Source organism: Pseudomonas sp. GM33, from assembly GCF_000282295.1.
Lineage (GTDB): Bacteria > Pseudomonadota > Gammaproteobacteria > Pseudomonadales > Pseudomonadaceae > Aquipseudomonas > Aquipseudomonas laurylsulfatiphila.
This window is the reverse complement of sequence record NZ_AKJO01000113.1, coordinates 1-22578: the sequence shown is the minus strand read 5'-3', so window position 1 is coordinate 22578 and position 22578 is coordinate 1. Positions and strand designations below refer to the sequence as shown.

Here is a 22578-nt window from a genome sequence, read left to right as displayed (position 1 = left end):
CCGTGCATTTTTGCGTAAGTTAGGCATAATACGCGGCTTCGAATTTTGACCCCGACAGACCTTTTCTTATGCATAAAGAACCTCGTAAGGTCCGTGAGTTTCGTCGCCGCGAGCAGGAAATTCTCGATACCGCGCTAAAGCTGTTCCTCGAACAAGGTGAAGACAGTGTCACCGTCGAGATGATTGCTGATGCCGTCGGTATCGGCAAAGGCACGATCTACAAGCACTTCAAATCCAAGGCGGAAATCTATCTACGCCTGATGCTCGACTACGAGCGCGATTTGAACGCACTGTTGCATTCGGCCGATGTCGACAAGGACAAGGAAGCCCTGTCCCGGGCCTACTTCGAATTCCGCATGCGCGATCCACAACGCTATCGCCTGTTCGACCGCCTCGAAGAGAAGGTGGTCAAGGGCAACCAGGTGCCGGAGATGATCGAGGAGCTGCACAAGATCCGTGCCTCGAACTTCGAACGCCTGACCTTGCTGATCAAGGGCCGGATCAGCGAAGGCAAGCTGGAAGACGTGCCACCTTACTTCCACTACTGCGCGTCCTGGGCGCTGGTGCACGGCGCCGTCGCGCTGTATCACTCGCCGTTCTGGAGCAATGTGCTGGAAGATCAGGAAGGTTTCTTCCAGTTCCTGATGGACATCGGCGTGCGCATGGGCAACAAACGCAAGCGCGACACCGACACTTCCGGTAGCTGAGCCATTCAGTTGCCTTATTGCGCCATGATTTCGCTACTTGGCGCAGTACCGCAGGAATATACTCAGGTAGAGGACTTGCTAAAACTTGATTTCTGAGTCAAGTTTTAGCGGCCCGATATTCTTCCGCCGGAGTGACCATGATCGTTGACCGTCAAGGCAGGCGTTTTCGCAACTTGCGAATCAGTCTGACCTCTGCCTGCAATTACGCCTGTACCTACTGCGTGCCCAACGGCAAGCGGCTGGTGGCTGCGCAGGATGAATTGTCGGCCGAAGCGATGGCACGTGGCGTGGCTTATCTGATTGAAGCGGCAGGGATCGAGCGTCTGCGCATTACCGGCGGCGAGCCACTGGTCAGCCCGAAACTCGAAGCCTTCATGACGGCGGTCGGGCAGATGGGCCTGGAAGACATCAGCCTGACCACCAATGGCCAGTTACTGGCCAAGAAACTGCCACTGCTGGTGAACGCCGGCATTCGGCGCCTCAACGTCTCCCTCGACACCCTCGACGCCAGTGCGTTCCGCGGCATTGCCCGGGGTGGCGACCTTGCCACCGTGCTCGACGGCATGAGCGAGGCCAGAGCGGCCGGCATGAAGATCAAGGTCAACATGGTGCCGCTGCGTGGGCAGAACCTGGATCAAGTGATGCCGCTGCTCGACTACTGCCTGGAGCGCGGTTATGAACTGCGCTTCATCGAGCTGATGCGCATGGGCCACCTGGCCAACGATTCCAATGCCTTTCTGCAGCAGTTCGTCAGCCTCCAGCAATTGCTGAGCCTGATCGGCGAGCGCTATGAATATCTGCAGGCCGATGCCCCGGTCGATGCAACGGCGGTTCGTTATGAAATTCCCGGTCAGGGTTACTTCGGCGTGATCGCCAACGAAAGTGTGCCGTTCTGCCGGACCTGCTCGCGACTGCGCTTGTCTTCCACCGGGTGGCTGCATGGCTGCCTGTCGTCAAGCAATCGCCATTACGTCGGCGACCTGCTGGACAAGCCGCGCCACCAGGCGCTGCCGGCCTTGCAGAGACTCCTGGTGAAAGCCTTGGGGGACAAGCAGGAAGTGGCGTTCTCCGGCGGCGCGACGGTCATGAAGATCATCGGCGGCTGATCCGGCCTCATCGCGGGCAAGCCACGCTCCCACAAGGTTTTGCATAAACCCTTGTGGGAGCGAGCTTGCTCGCGATGGCTATGGATAAGCCAACAATGCCCATGAGCTGGCGCAAAAGCTGCATCCATCGGCCATTCGCCGGTTTTCCGACACCGGCCTCTGGAGGATAGGATGCGTAGCCTGGTTTTGCTGCTGGCCATTTTGGCACTTGGTGGCTGCATGAACGTCAGCGATATGGCCGAAGGGACTCGTTACCATATGAGCGATGCGGGGTTGCTCGATCATAGTGACAGCCGCCGCGTTAACAACCTGCGCATTCAACCGGATTCGTTCGTCTATATCGCTCAGGGCGCTTTCATGCCGCCGGGCAGCGCCGTTTACCCACGGCCCAACGTGATTGCGGAAGTCGCGTTCGATGGCTTCGTCGAATACTTCCCGATGGTCCGCCGTGCCCGTACGCCGGAAGGCCTCGACCAGGCTATGGTCGAAGCCCGTGCCGCCGGTGCGCACTACCTGCTCTACACCCGATTTGCCAAGTCAGACGACCGTATCGGCAACTCGGACGAATGGCTGGATCAGGAAGCCCTGGATCGCCTCGGCATCGACAGCGGTATGATTCAGATCATGTTGGTCGAGACCAGCACCCAGTATTTGATTGATACTGCGACCATCAAGAGTCGTGGCGGTTTACTGACGTTCCACGATAAAAAACCCGAAGACCTGATGGGCCCGCCGCTGGAGCAATATGCGCGCGGCCTGCTGGGGCTCAGCGACCAGTAACTTCAAGGAGAACGCCATGAGTGGCCCGCAAAAAGCCAACGATTTGCTGGGGCAGATCCCCAAGACCAAAGGCTTGCCGCCGGTGCACCTGTGGAACCCGGATTTCTGCGGCGACATTGACATGCGCATCGCCCGGGACGGCACCTGGTATTACCTGGGCACGCCGATCGGGCGCAAGCCGATGGTCAAACTGTTCTCCACCATCATTCGCCGCGACGGCGATGATTATTTCCTGATTACCCCGGTGGAAAAGGTCGGCATCAAAGTCGACGATGCGCCGTTCGTGGCGATTGCGGTGGACGTGGAAGGCGAGGGCGAGGCGCAGGTGTTGCGCTTTACCACCAATGTCGATGAGACCACCGAGGCCGGTGCGGAGCATTCCTTGCGCGTAGTGATCGATCCCGACACGCAGGAGCCAGCCCCTTACGTGCATGTGCGCAGTAATCTGGAGGCGTTGATTCACCGCAATGTGTTCTACCAATTGGTAGAGTTGGCGGTGAGTCGCGAGATCAACGGTCAGCGTTGGTTAGGCGTGTGGAGTGGTGGAGAGTTTTTCCCCATCGGTCTCGAACCCTGACGCAAAACCCTGTGGGAGCGGGCTTGCTCGCGAAAGCGCTGGGTCAGCCGACATCTTTGTTGGATGTGACTCCGTCTTCGCGAGCAAGCACGCTCCCACATTAGATTTCTGATTTCTTCAAAAAATCAAATTGACACCCAATCGTATGATGATTAGCGTGGTCCTCCATCGCATACGGCTTCGAGGTGCCCATGTCCAACAGCTTTCATGCTACGACGGTCGACTGGCTGGGATGCTGGCTGGCCACGGGGCAGGTCAGGCCGGGTGAGTCACTCAAGGTCGAAGCCGACCTCGGCGAGCAACTTGGCGTGAGCCGCACGGTCATCCGCGAAGCGATCAAAACCCTGGTTGCCAAAGGCATGCTCGAAGTCGGCCCGAAAGTCGGCACACGGGTGTTGCCGGTGCGGCGCTGGAACCTCTTCGATCCACAAGTCGTAGGCTGGCTGTCGCGCAGCGGCTTGCCGGAAAACTTCGTCGACGATCTGCTCGATCTGCGTCGCACCATCGAACCGATGGCCGTGCGCTGGGCTTGCGAGCGCGCCACCGGCGAACAGGTGAACGCGATCCTGTTGGCCTGCAACGCACTGGAACGGGCGGTGGACAGCGGCATTGATTACAACCGTGCCGACCAGCTCTTCCACGAGTGCATCCTCGCCGCCAGCCACAATCAATTCATCGAACAAATGGTTCCCGCCCTCGGCGCGTTGCTGGCGGTGGCCTTTGAAGTGTCCGCTGCCGATCCGGATGAACTGCGTCGCACCTTGCCGATTCACCGGGACCTGGCCGAGGCTATCGCGGCCCGTGATACCGCTCGGGGTGTCTGGGCCTGCATGACCCTGATCGATAACGCCGCCCTGGCGATCAAGCGTTACTACCCGCAAGTCATGGCCGACAAAAAGGCCAGCTGAGAACTCGAACCGCTGTAGGAGTGAGCTTGCTCGCGATGGTGTATCAGCACCACGAGGCCGACTGACACACCATCGCCAGCAAGCTGGCCCCATCATAAAAACAACAACCCTGCAGGAGGTTTCATGACGTTGACGGCGGTTACCGGGCATCGGGCGAAACTGGGCGAAGGTCCGTTCTGGGATGCGCCGACCCAGGCCCTGTATTGGGTGGATATCGCGGGTAAACAGGCGTTGCGGTTGATCGGCGCCAACGTGCAGATCTGGCAGATGCCGGAACATGTGTCCGCCTTTATCCCCTGTGAAAGCGGCGACGCGCTGGTGACATTGAGCAGTGGCGTGTATCGGCTCGATCTCGATTCACCGGGCCTGGCGCCGCGCCTGACATTGTTCTGCGTGGCCGATCCGCAACCAGGCAACCGCCCCAACGAAGCCCGCTGCGACGCCCAGGGCCAGCTCTGGCTCGGTACCATGCAAAACAATATCGGAGAACAGGGTGAAGACCTGCCCATCGTGCGCCGTTCGGGTGGACTGTTTCGCATCGATCGTACCGGGCGGGTTGTGCCGTTACTGCGCAACCTGGGCATTCCCAACACGCTGTTGTGGAGCGATGACGGCACCCGCGTTTATTTCGGCGACAGTCTCGATGGCACCTTGTATCGACACTTCATCCGCAGCGACGGCGCCCTCGATGCGTCGCAGGTCTGGTTTGGCCCGCATGGGCGCGGCGGCCCGGACGGTTCGGCGATGGATGCCGAAGGTTTTATCTGGAATGCCCGTTGGGATGGCCACTGTCTGCTCAGGTTGAGCCCTGACGGCAAAATCGACCGGACCATCGAACTGCCGATCAGTCGTCCCACCAGTTGCGTGTTCGGTGGTGCAGACCTGAAAACCCTGTACATCACCAGTGCGGCGAGTCCGCTGGGCCATCCGCTGGATGGGGCGGTGCTGTCGATTCCAGTGGATGTGCCCGGGAAGCGTTGCACGCGTTTTGCGGGTTGAGTCCCACAATATGGGATGTAAATATATATATTGAGATTTATCGCGGGCCAGGTTTATAGTCGGCCTCACCAGTTACATGCACTCACACTCAAAAAAACAAAACAGGTGAAGTGATGCAGCGAAACTCCCCCGTGCTCCCTTGCGGAGACAGTGCCGCAAAGCGTTTTCAAGCTGAAACGTTTTCGCGCTTACCTGTTTTCTTCCACAACGCCTTTTGACCGGCCATCGACTGATGTCCGGTTTTCGTCGTGTTTTCGAACAGGAGTCTTGAACCATGGCTGAACCGCTGTCATTGCCCCCGGTGCCCGAACCGCCCAAGGGTGAGCGCCTCAAAGACAAAGTCGTGCTGCTGACCGGTGCCGCCCAGGGCATTGGCGAAGCCATTGTGGCAACCTTTGCGTCCCAGCAGGCCAGGCTGATCATCAGCGACATTCAGGCCGAGAAGGTCGAGAAGGTCGCGGCGCACTGGCGCGGACAGGGCGCCGACGTGGTGGCAATCAAGGCTGACGTTTCACAGCCGCAGGATCTGCAGGCGATGGCCAGGCTGGCGGTCGAGCGACACGGCCGGATCGATGTGCTGGTCAACTGCGCCGGGGTCAACGTGTTCCGTGATCCGCTGGAAATGACCGAGGAAGACTGGCGTCGCTGCTTTGCCATTGACCTCGATGGTGCGTGGTATGGCTGCAAGGCGGTGCTGCCGCAGATGATCGAGCAGGGCATCGGCAGCATCATCAATATTGCCTCGACCCATTCCTCCCACATCATTCCGGGCTGCTTTCCCTACCCTGTGGCCAAGCACGGCTTGCTCGGCCTGACCCGCGCGCTGGGCATCGAATATGCGTCCAGGGGCATCCGCGTCAACGCCATCGCACCGGGCTATATCGAAACCCAGATCAATATCGATTACTGGAACGGTTTCGCCGACCCTCACGCTGAGCGTCAACGTGCGTTTGACCTGCATCCACCCAAACGCATCGGCCAGCCGATTGAAGTGGCGATGACCGCGGTGTTCCTGGCCAGTGATGAAGCACCGTTCATCAATGCCTCGTGCATCACCATCGATGGTGGGCGTTCGGTGATGTATCACGACTGAGTGACCGGGCTTTCAGGCGCCTTGGCACGTCTGAAATACAATCATCATACGATATGACTATTGGCGGTACGGTTTACCACCTTGGCTTTACAGAACGCTTTCAAAGAACGCTCAAGAAAAATAACAAGGAGTCAGCTTATGAATCGTCGTCATGCTATCCGTTCCCTGTGCTGTGCCGCGTTGGCGGTCTCGGCGGTCAGCCTGAGCAGCACGCTGCTGGCGGCCGAGGAAGTGAAAATCGGTTTCCTGGTCAAGCAGGCGGAAGAACCCTGGTTCCAGACTGAGTGGGCGTTTGCCGAAAAGGCCGGGAAAGAGAAGGGCTTCACCCTGATCAAGATCGCCGTGCCGGACGGTGAGAAAACCCTGTCGGCCATCGACAGCCTCGCGGCCAATGGCGCCAAAGGCTTCGTGATCTGCCCGCCGGACGTGTCCCTCGGCCCGGCAATCATGGCCAAGGCCAGGCTCAACGGGTTGAAGGTGATCGCTGTCGATGACCGTTTCGTCGATGCCGGCGGCAAATTCATGGAGGACGTGCCATACCTCGGCATGGCCGCGTTCGAAGTCGGCCAGAAGCAAGGCCATGCCATGGCCACCGAGGCGAAGAAACGCGGCTGGGACTGGAAAGACACGTACGCGGTGATCAACACCTACAACGAACTCGACACCGGCAAGAAGCGCACTGACGGTTCGGTGAAAGCCTTGGAAGACGCCGGCATGCCGAAGGACCACATCCTGTTCTCGGCCCTCAAGACCCTCGACGTGCCGGGCAGCATGGACGCCACCAACTCGGCATTGGTGAAACTGCCGAGTGCAGCGAAGAACCTGATCATCGGCGGCATGAACGACAACACCGTGCTCGGCGGTGTGCGCGCCACCGAGAGCGCCGGGTTCGCTGCGGCCAACGTGATCGGCATCGGCATCAATGGTACCGACGCCATCGGCGAGCTGAAGAAGCCCGACAGCGGCTTCTATGGTTCGATGCTGCCGAGCCCGCACATCGAGGGCTACAACACGGCGAGCATGATGTACGAGTGGGTCACCACCGGCACTGAACCGGCGAAATACACTGCCATGGACGACGTGACGCTGATCACCCGCGACAACTTCAAGCAGGAACTGGAAAAGATCGGCCTGTGGAACTGACGGCCAGTGATTTCAGCGGCGACCTCGGTGACGAGGTTGCCTGTCCGGTTTGATGAGGTGGGTTATGCACGCGCAAACACATACACAACAACACAGCGGCAGCTTGCGCTTCAACGGGATCGGCAAGACCTTTCCCGGGGTGAAGGCGCTGGACAACATCAGCTTCGTCGCCCATCCGGGGCAGGTTCATGCCTTGATGGGCGAGAATGGCGCCGGCAAATCGACGCTGCTGAAAATCCTCGGCGGGGCCTACATACCCAGCAGCGGAGCCTTGCAGATCGGCGAGCGGACGATGGACTTCAAGTCCACCGCCGACAGCATCGGCAGTGGCGTCGCGGTGATCCACCAGGAGCTGCATCTGGTGCCGGAAATGACCGTGGCGGAGAACCTGTTTCTTGGGCATCTGCCGGCCAGTTTTGGCCTGATCAATCGCGGCACCCTGCGCCAGCAGGCGCTGGCCTGTCTCAAAGGCCTGGCCGATGAGATTGACCCGCAGGAGAAAGTCGGGCGCCTGTCCCTGGGCCAACGGCAACTGGTGGAGATCGCCAAGGCGCTGTCCCGTGGTGCCCATGTGATTGCTTTCGACGAGCCCACCAGCAGCCTTTCGGCGCGGGAGATCGACCGCCTGATGGCGATCATCGGCCAGCTGCGGGACGAGGGCAAAGTGGTGCTCTATGTCTCCCACCGCATGGAAGAAGTATTCCGCATCTGCAACGCGGTGACGGTGTTCAAGGACGGGCGATACGTGTGCACGTTCGATGACATGAGCGAGTTGACCCACGATCAACTGGTCACCTGCATGGTCGGACGCGACATACAGGACATCTACGATTATCGCCCGCGCCAGCGCGGCGCGGTGGCACTCAAGGTCGACGGTCTGCTCGGGCCTGGCTTGCGCGAGCCCGTGAGTTTCGAGGTGCACAAAGGCGAGATCCTCGGGTTGTTCGGGCTGGTGGGCGCCGGTCGCACCGAACTGTTGCGCCTGCTCAGCGGCCTGGCACGCAACAGTGCCGGCCAGCTGAAACTGCGTGGCCATGAACTGAAGCTGCGTTCACCCCGGGACGCGATTGCCGCCGGGATCCTGTTGTGCCCCGAGGACCGCAAGAAGGAAGGCATCCTGCCGCTGGCCAGTGTCGCCGAGAACATCAACATCAGCGCCCGCGGCGCCCATTCCACCTTCGGCTGCCTGTTGCGTGGCTTGTGGGAGAAAGGCAACGCCGACCAGCAGATCAAGGCACTCAAGGTGAAAACACCACACGCCGGGCAGCCGATCAAGTTTCTATCCGGCGGCAATCAACAGAAGGCCATTCTCGGCCGCTGGCTGTCGATGCCGATGAAAGTGCTGCTGCTCGACGAACCGACCCGCGGCATCGACATCGGCGCCAAGGCCGAGATCTACCAGATCATCCATAACCTGGCGGCCGAAGGGATCGCAGTGATTGTGGTGTCCAGCGACTTGATGGAAGTCATGGGCATTTCCGACCGCATCCTGGTGCTGTGCGAAGGCGCGCTGCGTGGCGAACTGAGCCGCGACCAGGCCAACGAATCCAACCTGCTGCAACTGGCTTTGCCGCGCCAACGCGCCGACGGCGTGGCGAACTGAGAGGTGACTATGATGACAACCCAAAACAACACCCTGCCGACTACGCGTAAACCGCTGGATATGCGGCGTTTTCTAGATGATTGGGTAATGCTGCTGGCGGCCGTCGGAATCTTCGTGCTCTGTACCCTGATGATCGACAACTTCCTGTCGCCGCTGAACATGCGTGGCCTGGGCCTGGCGATTTCCACCACCGGCATTGCGGCGTGCACCATGTTGTATTGCCTGGCGTCCGGGCATTTCGACTTGTCGGTGGGCTCGGTGATTGCCTGTGCCGGGGTGGTTGCGGCGGTGGTGATGCGCGACACCAACAGCGTGTTTCTCGGTGTCTGTGCGGCGCTGGTGATGGGCCTGATCGTCGGGCTGATCAACGGCATCGTCATCGCCAAGCTGCGGGTCAACGCGCTGATCACCACGCTGGCGACCATGCAGATAGTGCGCGGCCTGGCCTACATCTTCGCCAACGGCAAAGCGGTGGGGGTGTCCCAGGAGTCATTCTTCGTGTTCGGTAACGGCCAGATGTTCGGCGTGCCGGTACCGATCCTGATCACCATCGTCTGCTTCCTGTTCTTCGGCTGGCTGCTGAACTACACGACCTATGGGCGCAACACCATGGCCATCGGCGGCAATCAGGAGGCGGCGTTGCTGGCCGGGGTCAATGTCGACCGGACCAAAATCATCATCTTTGCCGTGCATGGCGTGATTGGCGCGTTGGCCGGGGTGATCCTGGCGTCGCGCATGACCTCCGGCCAGCCGATGATCGGCCAGGGTTTCGAGCTGACCGTGATCTCGGCCTGTGTACTGGGCGGGGTATCGTTGAGTGGCGGTATCGGCATGATCCGGCACGTGATTGCCGGGGTGTTGATTCTGGCGATCATCGAGAATGCGATGAACCTGAAGAACATCGATACGTTTTATCAGTATGTGATTCGCGGTTCGATCTTGCTGCTGGCGGTGGTTATTGACCGACTGAAGCAGCGCTGACATACATTTCCTCTGTAGGCGCGGGCTTGCTCGCGAAGGGGCCATCAGCGTCAGTACATTTATCCTGGCTTCACTATTGGCTGATGTTGCTGTCCTCGTCCTCGGTGGTGCTGGAGCCGAGGCCACCGCTGCCGGGCGTTTTTTTGTCCGGCAAATCCGCCCCGCCCTGACGCCCCATGTCATTGCCCTGGATGCGCGGGTCGGTACCGGTGGACGGAGGCAGGTTGTGGTCGATGGTGGTGCCGTCGGTGTTCATGCCGGGGGCACTCTGGATGGCTGGCGCCCTGGGTTTTTCCACCGGATTGGTCGGGCCGGTGCTCGAGCCGAGGGTCCCGGCGAACGAGGCACAAGACAGCAGGGCGCAGAGGGCGAGGGCGGTCAACCTGGACAGGATCATGGTGTTGTCTCCAACGGGTAGAGTCCTTACCTGATTAGTCCGTCCTCGACCGGGATAGGTGCGTTGTCAGCGACGGACGGCTCAGGCCTGTGTCAATGCCCTGGCCGCTGCAGCTCTTCGCCAGATCAATCGGCCTGCGGTGATCAACCAGTTGAGCGCAGCAACCGCCAGCACGGTGAGCAGCAGTGTGGCCATCCCTTGCTCGACGATGATTTTCCCGGCCAGCAAGGGGAAGCCGAACACTCCGATGAAGTACGACAGGCTGAACAGCAGCAAGGACTGCGCGGTGGTGCCGGTCGGCGCCTCGTTGGCGGCCAGGCCGTTGATCACCGAGTAAGTCAGGCCGTAACCGGTCCCGAGCATCACCGCCGCGAGCACGTAGCTGAAGCTGCTGTCGACGACAAAACCGAACATGACGATCGATGCCAGCATCAGCCCCGAAAGCAGGCACGAGGCACGTAATGGATCGCGCTTGACCACGAACCCGGCAACCAGCATTCGGCCACTGATCGCCGCGCTCATGAAGCCGAGGAAGAACAGCGAGTAGTCGAGCGAGCGCGCTGCGGCATAACTGGTTTGAAAGCTCGACAGCCCGCCGAACACGCAGCCGCCAAGACCGACCATGATGATCGGGAAGACAGCCCTGGACGACAACACCTGACCCGCTGCACGCCACGAAATCCGCGACACGCTGCCCGATGGCAGGTGGGCCTGATTCAATGTCCGCTGCAGCCGCCAGAACAGCAGCACACCGGCCAGGCTGGCCAGCGCCGCCAGATAAAACGCAGCGCTCACCGGATACCCGAGGGCACTCGCCGCGCGGCCGAGCAGTGGACCACTGCCGATCCCGGTCATCATGCTACCCGACAGCAGGGCGAAGTATCTGGCGCGCTGTGCGGGGGTTACCAGGCTTGCCACGATGATCGGCCCCAGGGTGTAGAACACGCCCCAACCCAGGCCCAGCAGCAGGCCGAAAAACAACAGCAGAGGGCCGAAGCCCGGGGTCAGGGCGAAGCCCAGGCTGGCCGCTACCAGCAACACACCGAACAGCGCCACCGACCGGGCGGCACCGAGCAGGTCGGACAGATGGCCGGAAACGATCACCGCCGCAAAGGTGCTGAGCATCGCCGCCGAAATCACACTGCCGGCGTCGTGTTCGTTGCCGCCACGCGCGCCGATCAACAGCGACAGCAGGAAGGTCGAGCCATAGGACAATGACAACAGGTAACTGGCAAGGCAAAACAGGCCGAACAACTTGCTTGAGACAGGGGGTGTTGCGGTAGACATGACGCGGTTCCTTGACCGGATGAGAGAGCAGCGCCGCTATCTAACCACGCAGGGCCCGAATGTCAGGTCCAAGGTTATCGATGCCAGGGTTAGTGGCGACCGGAGTGAAGCCTCTATGCTGTTGTGGCGATCCAGCTTTTGTGGCGAGGGAGCTTGCTCCCGCTGGCCTGCGAAGCAGGCCCTGTCGCGACCTGCTCTGTTTTTCCAGATAGATCGCATTGCCTGCTTTTGGGGTTGCTGCGCAACCCAGCGGGAGCAAGCTCCCTCGCCACAGGCCACGTGTCGCCTTAGTATGGCGTTTTCAACTTTAGACAAGGCACGTCCATGACGATCGAAATCCGCCCGGCGACCCCCAGTGATGCACCGCAAATCCTCGCGTTCATCACTGAACTGGCCGACTACGAACGTGCCCGCCATGAAGTCATCGCCAGCGTTGCCGATATCGAGCGCAGCCTGTTCAGCGAAGGCGCCACCGCCCATGGCCTGATCTGCCTGCGCGACGGCGCAGCCATCGGTTTTGCGGTGTTCTTTTTCAGCTATTCCACCTGGTTGGGCAGCAATTGCCTGTACCTCGAGGACCTTTACATCACGCCGGAGCAGCGCGGCGGTGGCGCGGGCAAGACCCTGCTGCGGCATCTGGCGAAAATCGCCTGCGCCAACGACTGCGGTCGTTTCGAGTGGAGCGTGCTGGAGTGGAATACGCCGGCCATCGACTTCTACAAATCCCTGGGCGCGCAGCCGCAGGAGGAGTGGGTTCGGTATCGGATGGACGGGAAAGTATTGCGCGAGTTCGCCGAGGGCAGTTGAGCCGTATCCCCTGTAGGAGCGAGCCTGCTCGCGAAGAAATCGAAAGCACCACGGGGTGTCAGGTTTTCCGCTTAATCGTTGACGACCATCGCTAGCAAGCTAGCTCCTACACGGGAATGCATTCCAGGGAGCTACCGTAGGCGGTGGTTTTTTTTGTCTATGTCTCAATATGTGGGATGCATATTTATATATTGAGATTTTACAGCGCATGGGTTTATAGTCCCGCTCACTCACTGCCAAAAACCAAAACAGGTGAAGCGATGCAGGCGCAATTGATCGCGCTCGACTGGGGGACAACCTCATTACGTGCTTACAAACTGGCTGAAGACGGGCAGGTGCTCGAACAGCGTTCGCTGGCGTCGGGGATCATGCAGTTGCCCAAGACGCCACGAATCATTGGCGGCCGGGAATGCACCGACGGTTTTGAACTGGCTTTCGATGAGGCATGCGGTGACTGGCTCGATGCCCAGCCGCATTTGCCGGTGATTGCCTGTGGCATGGTCGGCAGCGCCCAGGGCTGGTGCGAAGCGGCCTACCGCGACACGCCGGCGAACGTCGCCACGCTCGGCACTTCCTTGCAAACCGTGCGCAGCCTGCGTGGCGTCGATGTGCACATCGTGCCCGGCGTCATCGAGCGTTCACGTCTGCCGAACGTGATGCGCGGTGAAGAAACCCAGGTGCTCGGTGTGCTGCAAAACCTGGCGGGCGAGGCGAGCGCGGACCTGCTGATCGGCCTGCCGGGCAGTCATTCGAAATGGGTGGAAGTGGCCGACGGTTGCATCGTGCATTTCGATACCTTCATGACCGGCGAAGTCTTCGCCGTGCTCAGCGAGCACAGCATTCTCGGGCGCACCCAGCAGCGTGGCGGGTCTTTCGAGGGGGATGCGTTTGATCGTGGCGTGCAGGTCGCGTTGTCGGCGGACGGTGAAACAGGTCCGCTGTCCACCCTGTTCAGTGCCCGCAGCCTGGGTCTGACGGGGGAATTGAGTGGCTGCGCCCAGGCCGATTATCTGTCCGGCCTGCTGATCGGCCACGAGTTGTCGGCCCTGGCCAATGTCCAGCGGCGTCGGCGCAACAGCGTGCACCTGCCGTCGATCATCCTTATCGGCAATACCCAACTCTGTGCCCGCTACCGCCGTGCGCTCGATGCCTGCGGTTTTACCCGGGTGACCCTGGCCGAACAGGCCACCGAACGCGGCTTGTGGCAACTGGCGCTCGCCGCCGGTCTGGTCACGTCCACCACATCCCGTTAAACCTGCCTGGAGGTCTGACATGCTCAAACAAGCGCTGGCGCAAAACGGCCTGATCGCGATTCTGCGCGGCCTGCGTCCACAGGAAGCTGCCGCTATCGGCGAAGTCCTGTACGCCGCCGGATTTCGCGTCATCGAAGTGCCGCTCAATTCCCCTGAACCGTACGACAGTATCCGCATCCTGCGCAGTACCCTGCCTGCCGATTGCCTGATCGGTGCCGGCACGGTGCTGACGCCGGAACAGGTCGAGCAGGTGAAAGCGGCCGGCGGACAGGTGATCGTCATGCCCCATAGCGATCCGAAGGTCCTGCGTGCGGCGAAAGCGGCGGGCCTGTCTCTGTCGCCCGGTGTTGCCACGCCCACCGAAGCCTTCGCGGCGTTGGCCGAAGGCGCGGACATCCTCAAGCTGTTCCCGGCCGAGCAAATGGGGCCGGCAGTCGTCAAAGCCTGGCTGGCGGTATTGCCGGCCGGGACGATCCTGGCGCCGGTCGGAGGCATTACCCCGGACAACATGCAGGAGTTTATCGACGCCGGCGTCAAAGGTTTCGGTCTCGGCTCCGGTCTGTTCAAGCCGGGCATGACCCCGGAGCAGGTGGCGGCCAATGCCAAGGCCTATGTCGCTGCCTGGAAAGCCCTTCGCTAAGACTTTTTGGCGCTGCGAGCGCTGCATCCAATAAGAGAGCCAAAGATGAAAATCACCAAACTGACCACCTTCATCGTTCCGCCACGCTGGTGCTTCCTCAAGGTCGAAACCGACGAGGGCGTCACCGGTTGGGGCGAGCCCGTGGTCGAAGGCCGCGCCCATACCGTCGCCGCTGCCGTTGAGGAATTGTCCGACTACCTGATCGGCAAGGACCCACGCAACATCGAAGACATCTGGACCGTGCTCTATCGCGGCGGTTTCTATCGTGGCGGTGCGATCCACATGAGCGCCCTGGCGGGTATCGACCAGGCCTTGTGGGACATCAAGGGCAAGGCGCTGGGCGTGTCGGTCAGCGATCTGCTCGGTGGTCAGGTGCGGGACAAGATTCGCGTGTATTCGTGGATCGGCGGCGACCGCCCGGCGGACACGGCGCGTGCAGCCAAGGAAGCGGTGGAGCGCGGTTTCACCGCGGTGAAAATGAACGGCACCGAAGAACTGCAATTCCTCGACACCTTCGACAAAGTCGACCAGGCCCTGGCCAACGTCGCTGCCGTGCGCGATGCGGTCGGCCCGAACGTCGGCATCGGCGTGGATTTCCATGGCCGGGTGCACAAGCCCATGGCCAAGGTGCTGATGAAGGAGCTTGATCCGTACAAGCTGATGTTCATCGAGGAGCCGGTGCTCAGCGAGAACTACGAAGCGCTGAAAGAACTCGCGCCACTGACCAGCACACCGATTGCCCTCGGTGAGCGCCTGTTCTCGCGCTGGGACTTCAAGCGCGTGCTCAGCGAAGGCTACGTCGACATCATCCAGCCGGATGCGTCCCACGCCGGTGGCATCACCGAAACCCGCAAGATCGCCAACATGGCCGAAGCCTACGACGTGGCGCTGGCGCTGCATTGCCCGCTGGGGCCGATTGCCCTGGCGGCCTGCCTGCAACTGGATGCGGCTTGCTACAACGCGTTCATCCAGGAACAGAGCCTGGGCATCCATTACAACGAGAGCAACGACCTGCTCGACTACGTGAAAGACCCACGGGTGTTCGACTACGACCAGGGCTTCGTGAAGATCCCGAACGGCCCGGGCCTGGGCATCGAGATCAACGAGGAGTACGTGATCGAACGCGCCGCCATCGGCCACCGCTGGCGCAACCCGATCTGGCGCCATGCCGATGGCAGTTTTGCCGAGTGGTGAGTGATCTCTGACTCACCACATATCCCTGTGGGAGCGGGCTTGCTCGCGAAAGCGTCCTGTCAGTCACATCAATGCTGGATGTGCCGCCGTCTTCGCGAGCAAGTCGAATCGTCGCACCGCCGCTCCCACACTTGATCTCCATAGGTAGTGAGATCTGCATTAACCCGGTTTTCGACCTCAATAACCATAAGAAGAGGCACTCTCCCCATGCAACCGCAAACCCTCACCGGGCAGGCGTCGTTGGTGACGCCCAGCCGCAAGCGTTTTTTCATCATGGTGCTGTTGTTCATCACCGTGGTGATCAACTACCTGGACCGCAGCAACCTGTCGATTGCCGCCCCGGCATTGACCAGTGACCTGGGCATCGACCCGATTCATGTTGGCCTGATCTTCTCTGCCTTCGGCTGGACCTACGCCGCCATGCAGATCCCCGGCGGCTGGCTGGTAGACCGGGTACCGCCACGCATTCTTTACACGGTAGCGCTGTTGCTGTGGTCGATTGCCACCGTGATGCTCGGCTTCGCCGGCAGCTTCATAGCGCTGTTCGTGTTGCGCATGGCGGTCGGGGCCCTGGAGGCGCCGGCCTATCCGATCAACAGCCGCGTGGTCACCACCTGGTTCCCCGAGCGCGAGCGTGCCACGGCCATCGGTTTCTACACCTCCGGGCAATTCGTCGGCCTGGCCTTCCTGACACCGGTGCTGGCCTGGCTGCAGCACGAATTCGGCTGGCACATGGTGTTCGTCACCACCGGCGCGGTAGGCATTCTGTGGGCAGTGATCTGGTACGCGGTGTATCGCGAGCCGCGGGACTTCAAAGGCGCCAATCAGGCGGAGATCGACTTGATCCGCGAGGGCGGCGGGTTGGTGGATATCCAGGCCGAACAGGCCAAGGTCAAAGCCAAATTCAGCTGGACTGACCTTGGCATTGTCCTCACCAAGCGCAAGCTCTGGGGCATCTACCTCGGCCAGTTCTGCCTCAACTCGACCCTGTGGTTTTTTCTGACGTGGTTCCCGACCTACCTGGTGAAGTACCGCGGCATGGACTTCATCAAGTCCGGTTTGCTGGCGTCGCTGCCGTTTCTCGCCGCGTTTATCGGTGTGCTGTGTTCCGGTTTCTTCTCGGACTTTTTGATCCGTCGCGGTTACACGGTAGGTTTCGCCCGCAAGTTGCCGATCATCAGCGGCTTGCTGATTTCCACCTCGATCATCGGCGCCAACTTCGTTGAGTCGACGCCGCTGGTGATTGCCTTCCTCGCGCTGGCATTCTTCGGCAACGGCCTGGCTTCGATCACCTGGTCTCTGGTGTCGACGCTCGCCCCGGCGCGTTTGCTCGGGCTGACCGGCGGGGTGTTCAACTTCATCGGCAACCTGTCGGCCATTGCCACGCCGATCGTGATCGGCTTCCTCGCCACGGGTGATTCCTTTGCCCCGGCGATCACCTACATCTCGGTGCTGGCGTTGATCGGTGCACTGTCCTACATCTTGCTGGTGGGCAAGGTCGAGCGTATCAAGTTGTAGTCGTGGCACGCGGGCGACCATAATGCCGCCCGTTCACTCGCTCAACGGTAAAGGCTGGATATGCAGGAAGATGCCCCAAAAATCGCCAAGGACGCCGCACCGACCGGCACCCAGACCCTGCTTCGCGGTTTGGGTGTGGTTCATGCCGTGGCCAGCGGCGCCCGCGACCTCAAGGAAATCGCCCGGCTGATCGGCACCACGCGCAGCACCACCCATCGCCTGGCCAGTTGCCTGGTGGACGAGCGTTACCTGCGGGTGGTGCCGCAAGTCGGTTATCTGCTGGGGCCGAAGCTGATCGAGTTGGGCTTTCAGGCCCGTGAAGAGTTGCCGTTGGTGACCCTGGCCGGGCCGTATCTGGATGAGTTGTCGGCGTTGACCGGCGACACCATTCACCTGGCGATCCGTGAAGGCGACGAAGTGCTGTACCTGCACAAGAACCCGGGGCGCAATGGCCCGGAAATGCGTTCGCGGGTCGGCCATCGCATGCCGCTCGCGCGCACCGGGATCGGCAAGGCGCTGATGCTCGACGATTCGCCGCAAGAGTGGCAGCGCCTGTACAAAGTCAGCCTGCCGGTGGGTGGGAAAAACCAGTTCTGGCCGCAGCACCCGGAGCAATCCTGGGAGCAGTTCGAGCAGCGCATGGTCGAATATGTGGCCGGCGGTTATGCCTTTGATCTGGAAGATAACGAGCCGTCGATCCGTTGCGTGGCGGCGCCGGTGCGCGATGCCAGCAAGCGCATCGTTGCCGGCATCAGCATCGCCAGTACCGTGCCGTACATGCCGCTGGAAAAAATGGCCGAGCTGATTCCCCTGATCAAAGGGGTCACGGCCCGGCTGTCGGCGGAGCTTGGTTTGAAGGTTTAAGCCTTGAAGGTTTAGAGCTTCAATGTCGCCATGTCGATGACGAAGCGGTACTTCACGTCACCGGCGATCATGCGGGCGTAAGCCTCGTTGATCTGGCGGATGTCGAGCATTTCGATGTCACAGGTGATGTTGTGCTCGGCGCAGAAATCCAGCACTTCCTGGGTTTCGGCGATGCCGCCGATCAGCGAGCCGGCGAGCACGCGACGCCCCAACACCAGTTTGGCGGCATGCACCGGCGGCTCCACCGGTTCGATCAACCCCACCAGTATGTGCACGCCGTCGAAACGCAGCGTATCGAGGTAAGGGTTGAGATCGTGCTGCACCGGAATGGTGTCGAGCAGGAAGTCGAAGTGACCGGCGGCAGCCTGCATCTGCGCGTCATCGGTGGACACGATCACATGGTCCGCGCCCTGGCGGCGAGCCTCTTCGGCCTTGCTCGCCGAACGGGTGAACAACGTCACTTCGGCCCCCATGGCCTTGGCGAACTTGATGCCCATGTGGCCGAGGCCGCCCATGCCGAGAATCCCGACCTTGTCGCCAGCCTTCACGCCGTAGTGCTTGAGGGGCGAGTAGGTGGTGATGCCGGCGCACAGGATCGGCGCGGCGCTGGCCAGGGCCAGTTTTTCCGGGATACGTACCACAAAGTGCTCGCTGACCACGATGCTGTCGGAGTAGCCGCCCATGGTGTTGCTGCCATCGACCCGGTCCGGGGTGGCGTAGGTCATGGTCGGGCCTTCGAGGCAGTATTGCTCCAGGTTGGCCTGGCAAGCCTCACAGCTGCGGCACGAGTCGACCATGCAGCCGACGCCAACCAGATCGCCGACTTTGTGCTTGGTGACATTCGCACCGACGGCGGTAACTTTGCCTACGATTTCGTGGCCAGGCATCAGCGGGTAAACAGCAATGCCCCACTCGTTACGGGCCTGATGGATGTCGGAATGGCAGACCCCGCAGTAGAGAATCTCTATGGCAACGTCGTCGGCCCGTGGACTGCGGCGTTCGAATTTCACGGGGGCGAGGGGAGTGGTGGCCGACTGGGCGGCGTATCCGATGGCGGTGTACATGGTGAACCTCGCAAAAGCGCTGACGGGTGAGGTGGCGCATTCTGGGCGCCGGATCCTGTACCGGCCATGGCGATTCCTCCGGGTGTCATGCCTATTCCTCCGGCATCCTGCTTTGATCGATCGCATTGGCGATCAGACCTGCGATGATGCTTTCATCCCTTTTTCCATGACTTTTTTGTGAAGAGCTCCGATGCTGTTGACCCGTCATCTTGATGCCAATGCCACCCTGGTTTCGTTGATCGAGCCGCTGTCCACTCGCGACGGGTTCGTCCCGACTACGTTGCCGGGCGTGCAGGTCCTGCGAGCCAGTTGCGATGTGGCCCGTGGGCCGCAGATCTATGAGCCGAGCCTGGTGATCATCGCCCAAGGCAGCAAACTGGCGTACCTGGGGCCGCGCACCCTGGAATATGGCGCAGGGCACTACCTGATTCAGGCGCTGCCGGTGCCGTTCGAGTGTGAAACCTTTGCTGCGCCGGATGGGCCGATGCTTGGGGTGTCGGTCGCGATTGACCGGGTGATGCTGGGCGAGCTGGTGTTGGCGATGGGCTTGGCGCCGGGGCGGCATATTCCAGCGCAAACGCCTGAATCCATGACTTCGGCTGTGCTCGATGATGCGATGCGCGGTTGTGTCGAGCGGCTGTTGCGTTGCCTGCACGATCCGCTGGAATGCCAGATCATGGGGCAAGCGCGTTTGCGCGAATTGCTGTTCGTCGCATTGCGCGGTCCGCAAGCCGATGTATTGCGGGCGCTGGTCGAGCAACAGGGGCAGTTCGCCCGGATCGCGGCGTCCCTCAGTCATCTGCATGTGCATTTTGCCGAACCGCTGAACGTCGAGACCCTGGCCAGTTGCGCGAACATGAGTGCGTCTACCTTTCACGAGCATTTCAAGCGCAGCACCTTGTTGTCGCCGGTGCAGTATCTGAAGCGACTGCGTTTGCTCAGGGCACAGCAGTTGTTGCTGGGCGAGGGACTGGGCGTGGCACAGGTGGCGCATCGGGTGGGGTATCAGAGCACATCGCAGTTCAGTCGCGAGTACAAGCGGTACTTTGAGCGTAATCCCGGAGATGAACGCGCAGCCTGATCCACCAACTGCCCCTGTGGGAGCGGGCTTGCTCGCGAAAGCGGTGGATCAGTCAATACAAGTGGTGAAGGATCAACCGCATTCGCGAGCAAGCCCGCTCCCACAATGGGTTTTGTGGTGTGGCTTGAATTGCAGGCAACAAAAAGGCCCCCATTCGGGAGCCTTGATGTTCAGCGGTCGGCTTACATGTTCGGGTAAGTCGGGCCGCCAGCGCCTTCCGGCGTTACCCAGGTGATGTTCTGTGCAGGGTCCTTGATGTCGCAGGTCTTGCAGTGAACACAGTTCTGGGCGTTGATCTGGAAGCGCTTCTCACCGTCTTCCTTGGTGATCACTTCATACACGCCGGCCGGGCAGTAACGCTGTGCCGGCTCATCGTACAGCGGCAGGTTCTTGCTGATCGGGATGCTCGGATCGGCCAGCTTCAGGTGGCACGGCTGCTCTTCTTCGTGGTTGGTACCGGAGATGAATACCGAACTCAGTTTGTCGAAGCTGATCTTGCCGTCCGGTTTCGGGTAGTCGATCTTCTTGCAGTCGGCCGCCAGTTTCAGGCAAGCGTAATCCGGCTTGGTGTCGTGCAGGGTGAACGGCAGTTTGCCGCCGAAGATGTTCTGGTCCAGCCAGTTGAAGCCGCCACCGACGATGGCGCCGAACTTGTGGATCGCCGGGCCGAAGTTGCGGCTGGCGAACAGTTCGTCGTAGAGCCAGCTCTTCTTGAACGCGTCGACGTAGGTGGTCAGCTCTTCGCTGCCGTCCTTTTCAGCGAACAGTGCGTCAGCCACGGATTCAGCGGCGAGCATGCCGGACTTCATCGCGGTGTGGCTGCCCTTGATCTTGGCGAAGTTCAGGGTGCCGAGGTCGCAACCGATCAGCGCGCCGCCTTTGAAGACCATCTTCGGCAGCGAGTTCAGGCCACCCTTGCAGATGGCGCGAGCGCCGTAGCTGATGCGCTTGCCGCCTTCCAGGTACTGTTTGAGCACCGGGTGATGCTTGAGGCGCTGGAACTCGTCGAACGGCGACAGGTAGGTGTTGCTGTAGGACAGGTCGACGATCAGGCCGACGACGACCTGATTGTTTTCCAGGTGATAGAGGAACGAGCCACCGGTGTTCTCGGTGCCCATGATGTCCATCGGCCAACCGGCGGTGTGCACCACCAGGCCTGGCTGGTGTTTGGCCGGGTCGACTTCCCAGATTTCCTTCAGGCCGATGCCGTAGTGCTGGGCATCGGCATCGCTGTCGAGGTTGAAGCGCTTGATCAGCTGCTTGCCGATGTGGCCACGGCAACCTTCGGCGAACAGCGTGTATTTGCCGCGCAGTTCCATGCCCGGGGTGTACAGGCCTTCTTTCGGGTTGCCTTCGCGGTCAACGCCCAGGTCGCCGGTGATGATCCCGCGAACTACGCCGTTCTCATCGATCAGCGCTTCCTGAGCGGCGAAGCCCGGGTAGATTTCCACGCCCAGGTTCTCGGCCTGCTGGGCCAGCCAGCGGCACAGGTTGCCCAGCGAGATGATGTAGTTGCCTTCGTTGTGCATGGTCTTGGGCACAAAGAAGTCTGGAACTTTCTGCGCGCTTTCAGCGTTCTTCAGCACGAAGATGTCGTCACGGGTGACGGGAGTGTTCAGCGGCGCGCCGAGTTCTTTCCAGTCCGGGAACAATTCGTTCAGGGCGCGTGGTTCGAACACGGCACCGGACAGAATGTGAGCACCGACTTCGGAGCCTTTTTCGACCACGCAGACGCTGATTTCCTTACCGGCTTCGGCGGCCTTCTGCTTCAAGCGGCAGGCGGCGGAAAGACCAGCGGGGCCGGCACCGACGATGACCACGTCGAATTCCATGTATTCGCGTTCCACAGGTTATCTCCTACTCAAGGCTCAACAGTTTTTTTTCTAATTTGGAGGTTGGGTGTCGCATCCATGAATTCCGGCGCAACGCCGAAAGCGGACAATCGATTGACCACCTTTCTCTTTGGGTGGCGCATTATATCTACACCACTCTCAGCGTCCAATACAAACGTTTGTTTGAATTGGCTCAAAGCCAGAGAAATCAAAGTCACGCGCCTTATGAACGGCCATTTTGGCGTATTGACCGGAATAGGCGTTCCGGTCAAGATACGGGCGGTTTTGCGCTCGCCGTAGGCTGGCAGTTGGTTTCAAGAGCACCTCTAAAGACAGGGCGATGGCAGTAGAGAGTGATGCGCTGCGCGGGTTTGATGCGCAGTTTACACGCCGCGATGTTGAATGACTCGTCAGTCACCACTGACGAACGGTCATGCAGATCATGAGCGCTGGTCACTTGACACCTTTGCCGGCGTTTTTGGAGGTGCCCTTGCGCCCGATGAGCATCAACCGCCAGGTTCGCCTAGGCGACTTTCTTTTCACCGGAGAGTAACGAGGAATCCATGAAGGTTCTTGTAGCTGTCAAACGCGTTGTGGATTACAACGTCAAGGTTCGCGTCAAGGCGGACAATTCCGGCGTCGATCTTGCCAACGTCAAGATGTCGATGAACCCGTTCTGCGAGATCGCCGTGGAAGAAGCCGTACGCCTGAAAGAAAAAGGTGTTGCGACTGAAATCGTCGTCG

21 protein-coding genes and 1 pseudogene are annotated in these 22578 nt (G+C 60.6%); 18 read left to right on the top strand and 4 right to left on the bottom strand.

The window, feature by feature from the left end:
- Positions 1 to 68 precede the first annotated feature (68 nt).
- From PMI26_RS08645 to araH, 10 genes are all read left to right on the top strand, one after another.
- Entirely contained in the window at positions 69 to 707 is a 639-nt protein-coding gene (locus tag PMI26_RS08645; protein WP_007977040.1) for a TetR/AcrR family transcriptional regulator, read from the top strand.
- Between the two features lie 137 nt (positions 708 to 844).
- The gene (locus PMI26_RS08650) at positions 845 to 1813 is read left to right on the top strand and encodes a GTP 3',8-cyclase MoaA (RefSeq protein ID WP_007977038.1); all 969 of its coding nucleotides are present in this window, start codon (positions 845 to 847) and stop codon (positions 1811 to 1813) included.
- 171 nt (positions 1814 to 1984) lie between these two features.
- Positions 1985 to 2593: a DUF4823 domain-containing protein gene (locus PMI26_RS08655; RefSeq protein ID WP_007977035.1), complete on the top strand. Its 609-nt coding sequence runs from the start codon at positions 1985 to 1987 to the stop codon at positions 2591 to 2593.
- A 16-nt stretch (positions 2594 to 2609) separates the two neighbouring features.
- Positions 2610 to 3170, top strand: coding sequence for a DUF1285 domain-containing protein (locus tag PMI26_RS08660; protein WP_007977033.1), 561 nt, complete (start codon positions 2610 to 2612; stop codon positions 3168 to 3170).
- A 191-nt stretch (positions 3171 to 3361) separates the two neighbouring features.
- Positions 3362 to 4078: a FadR/GntR family transcriptional regulator gene (locus tag PMI26_RS08665; protein WP_007977031.1), complete on the top strand. Its 717-nt coding sequence runs from the start codon at positions 3362 to 3364 to the stop codon at positions 4076 to 4078.
- Between the two features lie 123 nt (positions 4079 to 4201).
- Positions 4202 to 5077, top strand: a complete 876-nt coding sequence (locus PMI26_RS08670) for an SMP-30/gluconolactonase/LRE family protein (protein WP_007977029.1) — start codon at positions 4202 to 4204, stop codon at positions 5075 to 5077.
- Between the two features lie 274 nt (positions 5078 to 5351).
- A complete protein-coding gene (locus PMI26_RS08675) occupies positions 5352 to 6170 on the top strand; it encodes an SDR family oxidoreductase (protein ID WP_007977027.1) in 819 nt (272 codons plus the stop codon).
- A 138-nt stretch (positions 6171 to 6308) separates the two neighbouring features.
- Positions 6309 to 7313, top strand: coding sequence for a substrate-binding domain-containing protein (locus PMI26_RS08680; protein ID WP_007977026.1), 1005 nt, complete (start codon positions 6309 to 6311; stop codon positions 7311 to 7313).
- A gap of 64 nt (positions 7314 to 7377) precedes the next feature.
- Complete coding sequence (araG, locus tag PMI26_RS08685; protein WP_007977024.1) at positions 7378 to 8916, top strand: L-arabinose ABC transporter ATP-binding protein AraG; 1539 nt, start codon at positions 7378 to 7380, stop codon at positions 8914 to 8916.
- 12 nt (positions 8917 to 8928) lie between these two features.
- Positions 8929 to 9897, top strand: coding sequence for an L-arabinose ABC transporter permease AraH (gene araH, locus PMI26_RS08690; RefSeq protein WP_033048066.1), 969 nt, complete (start codon positions 8929 to 8931; stop codon positions 9895 to 9897).
- 73 nt (positions 9898 to 9970) lie between these two features.
- On the opposite strand, the gene PMI26_RS08695 is transcribed toward araH, so the two are convergent.
- Complete coding sequence (locus PMI26_RS08695) at positions 9971 to 10294, bottom strand: hypothetical protein (protein ID WP_007977020.1); 324 nt, start codon at positions 10292 to 10294, stop codon at positions 9971 to 9973.
- An 81-nt stretch (positions 10295 to 10375) separates the two neighbouring features.
- The gene (locus PMI26_RS08700; protein WP_007977018.1) at positions 10376 to 11581 is read right to left on the bottom strand and encodes an MFS transporter; all 1206 of its coding nucleotides are present in this window, start codon (positions 11579 to 11581) and stop codon (positions 10376 to 10378) included.
- A 324-nt stretch (positions 11582 to 11905) separates the two neighbouring features.
- Here PMI26_RS08700 and PMI26_RS08705 point away from each other — a divergent pair, with 324 nt between their 5' ends.
- The 6 genes from PMI26_RS08705 to PMI26_RS08730 all read left to right on the top strand — a co-directional run bounded on the left by PMI26_RS08705 (position 11906) and on the right by PMI26_RS08730 (position 17857).
- A complete protein-coding gene (locus PMI26_RS08705; protein WP_007977016.1) occupies positions 11906 to 12388 on the top strand; it encodes a GNAT family N-acetyltransferase in 483 nt (160 codons plus the stop codon).
- 260 nt (positions 12389 to 12648) lie between these two features.
- On the top strand, positions 12649 to 13641 hold the full coding sequence (locus PMI26_RS08710) for a 2-dehydro-3-deoxygalactonokinase (RefSeq protein ID WP_007977014.1): 993 nt from the start codon (positions 12649 to 12651) through the stop codon (positions 13639 to 13641).
- Between the two features lie 19 nt (positions 13642 to 13660).
- On the top strand, positions 13661 to 14281 hold the full coding sequence (locus PMI26_RS08715; protein ID WP_007977012.1) for a 2-dehydro-3-deoxy-6-phosphogalactonate aldolase: 621 nt from the start codon (positions 13661 to 13663) through the stop codon (positions 14279 to 14281).
- 45 nt (positions 14282 to 14326) lie between these two features.
- Positions 14327 to 15475: a galactonate dehydratase gene (gene dgoD / locus PMI26_RS08720; RefSeq protein ID WP_007977010.1), complete on the top strand. Its 1149-nt coding sequence runs from the start codon at positions 14327 to 14329 to the stop codon at positions 15473 to 15475.
- Positions 15476 to 15682: 207 nt separating this feature from the next.
- Positions 15683 to 16993: an MFS transporter gene (locus PMI26_RS08725; RefSeq protein WP_007977008.1), complete on the top strand. Its 1311-nt coding sequence runs from the start codon at positions 15683 to 15685 to the stop codon at positions 16991 to 16993.
- A gap of 60 nt (positions 16994 to 17053) precedes the next feature.
- The gene (locus tag PMI26_RS08730; protein WP_007977005.1) at positions 17054 to 17857 is read left to right on the top strand and encodes an IclR family transcriptional regulator; all 804 of its coding nucleotides are present in this window, start codon (positions 17054 to 17056) and stop codon (positions 17855 to 17857) included.
- A gap of 11 nt (positions 17858 to 17868) precedes the next feature.
- Here the strand turns inward: PMI26_RS08730 and PMI26_RS08735 are convergent, their stop codons facing one another.
- On the bottom strand, positions 17869 to 18921 hold the full coding sequence (locus tag PMI26_RS08735; protein ID WP_007977004.1) for an NAD(P)-dependent alcohol dehydrogenase: 1053 nt from the start codon (positions 18919 to 18921) through the stop codon (positions 17869 to 17871).
- A 190-nt stretch (positions 18922 to 19111) separates the two neighbouring features.
- On the opposite strand from PMI26_RS08735, the gene PMI26_RS08740 reads away from it, so the two are divergent.
- Positions 19112 to 20002 (top strand): AraC family transcriptional regulator, encoded by an 891-nt coding sequence (locus PMI26_RS08740; protein WP_007977002.1) that lies wholly within the window; start codon positions 19112 to 19114, stop codon positions 20000 to 20002.
- Positions 20003 to 20184: 182 nt separating this feature from the next.
- Here PMI26_RS08740 and PMI26_RS08745 read toward each other — a convergent pair whose 3' ends face one another.
- A complete protein-coding gene (locus PMI26_RS08745) occupies positions 20185 to 21849 on the bottom strand; it encodes an electron transfer flavoprotein-ubiquinone oxidoreductase (protein WP_007977000.1) in 1665 nt (554 codons plus the stop codon).
- 548 nt (positions 21850 to 22397) lie between these two features.
- On the opposite strand from PMI26_RS08745, the pseudogene PMI26_RS08750 reads away from it, so the two are divergent.
- Positions 22398 to 22578: pseudogene (locus tag PMI26_RS08750) on the top strand (electron transfer flavoprotein subunit beta/FixA family protein); the annotation flags it as partial.

What these genes read in the sequence shown, in the direction of transcription:
- PMI26_RS08735 (WP_007977004.1), bottom strand. Translation starts at nt 18,921, where the DNA reads ATGTACACCGCCATCGGATACGCCGCCCAGTCGGCCACCACTCCCCTC.
- PMI26_RS08645 (WP_007977040.1), top strand. Translation starts at nt 69, where the DNA reads ATGCATAAAGAACCTCGTAAGGTCCGTGAGTTTCGTCGCCGCGAGCAG.
- PMI26_RS08705 (WP_007977016.1), top strand. Translation starts at nt 11,906, where the DNA reads ATGACGATCGAAATCCGCCCGGCGACCCCCAGTGATGCACCGCAAATC.
- PMI26_RS08655 (WP_007977035.1), top strand. Translation starts at nt 1,985, where the DNA reads ATGCGTAGCCTGGTTTTGCTGCTGGCCATTTTGGCACTTGGTGGCTGC.
- PMI26_RS08695 (WP_007977020.1), bottom strand. Translation starts at nt 10,294, where the DNA reads ATGATCCTGTCCAGGTTGACCGCCCTCGCCCTCTGCGCCCTGCTGTCT.
- araH (WP_033048066.1), top strand. Translation starts at nt 8,929, where the DNA reads ATGACAACCCAAAACAACACCCTGCCGACTACGCGTAAACCGCTGGAT.
- PMI26_RS08730 (WP_007977005.1), top strand. Translation starts at nt 17,054, where the DNA reads ATGCAGGAAGATGCCCCAAAAATCGCCAAGGACGCCGCACCGACCGGC.
- PMI26_RS08675 (WP_007977027.1), top strand. Translation starts at nt 5,352, where the DNA reads ATGGCTGAACCGCTGTCATTGCCCCCGGTGCCCGAACCGCCCAAGGGT.
- PMI26_RS08660 (WP_007977033.1), top strand. Translation starts at nt 2,610, where the DNA reads ATGAGTGGCCCGCAAAAAGCCAACGATTTGCTGGGGCAGATCCCCAAG.
- PMI26_RS08670 (WP_007977029.1), top strand. Translation starts at nt 4,202, where the DNA reads ATGACGTTGACGGCGGTTACCGGGCATCGGGCGAAACTGGGCGAAGGT.
- araG (WP_007977024.1), top strand. Translation starts at nt 7,378, where the DNA reads ATGCACGCGCAAACACATACACAACAACACAGCGGCAGCTTGCGCTTC.
- PMI26_RS08650 (WP_007977038.1), top strand. Translation starts at nt 845, where the DNA reads ATGATCGTTGACCGTCAAGGCAGGCGTTTTCGCAACTTGCGAATCAGT.
- dgoD (WP_007977010.1), top strand. Translation starts at nt 14,327, where the DNA reads ATGAAAATCACCAAACTGACCACCTTCATCGTTCCGCCACGCTGGTGC.
- PMI26_RS08715 (WP_007977012.1), top strand. Translation starts at nt 13,661, where the DNA reads ATGCTCAAACAAGCGCTGGCGCAAAACGGCCTGATCGCGATTCTGCGC.
- PMI26_RS08740 (WP_007977002.1), top strand. Translation starts at nt 19,112, where the DNA reads ATGCTGTTGACCCGTCATCTTGATGCCAATGCCACCCTGGTTTCGTTG.
- PMI26_RS08725 (WP_007977008.1), top strand. Translation starts at nt 15,683, where the DNA reads ATGCAACCGCAAACCCTCACCGGGCAGGCGTCGTTGGTGACGCCCAGC.
- PMI26_RS08700 (WP_007977018.1), bottom strand. Translation starts at nt 11,581, where the DNA reads ATGTCTACCGCAACACCCCCTGTCTCAAGCAAGTTGTTCGGCCTGTTT.
- PMI26_RS08680 (WP_007977026.1), top strand. Translation starts at nt 6,309, where the DNA reads ATGAATCGTCGTCATGCTATCCGTTCCCTGTGCTGTGCCGCGTTGGCG.
- PMI26_RS08710 (WP_007977014.1), top strand. Translation starts at nt 12,649, where the DNA reads ATGCAGGCGCAATTGATCGCGCTCGACTGGGGGACAACCTCATTACGT.
- PMI26_RS08665 (WP_007977031.1), top strand. Translation starts at nt 3,362, where the DNA reads ATGTCCAACAGCTTTCATGCTACGACGGTCGACTGGCTGGGATGCTGG.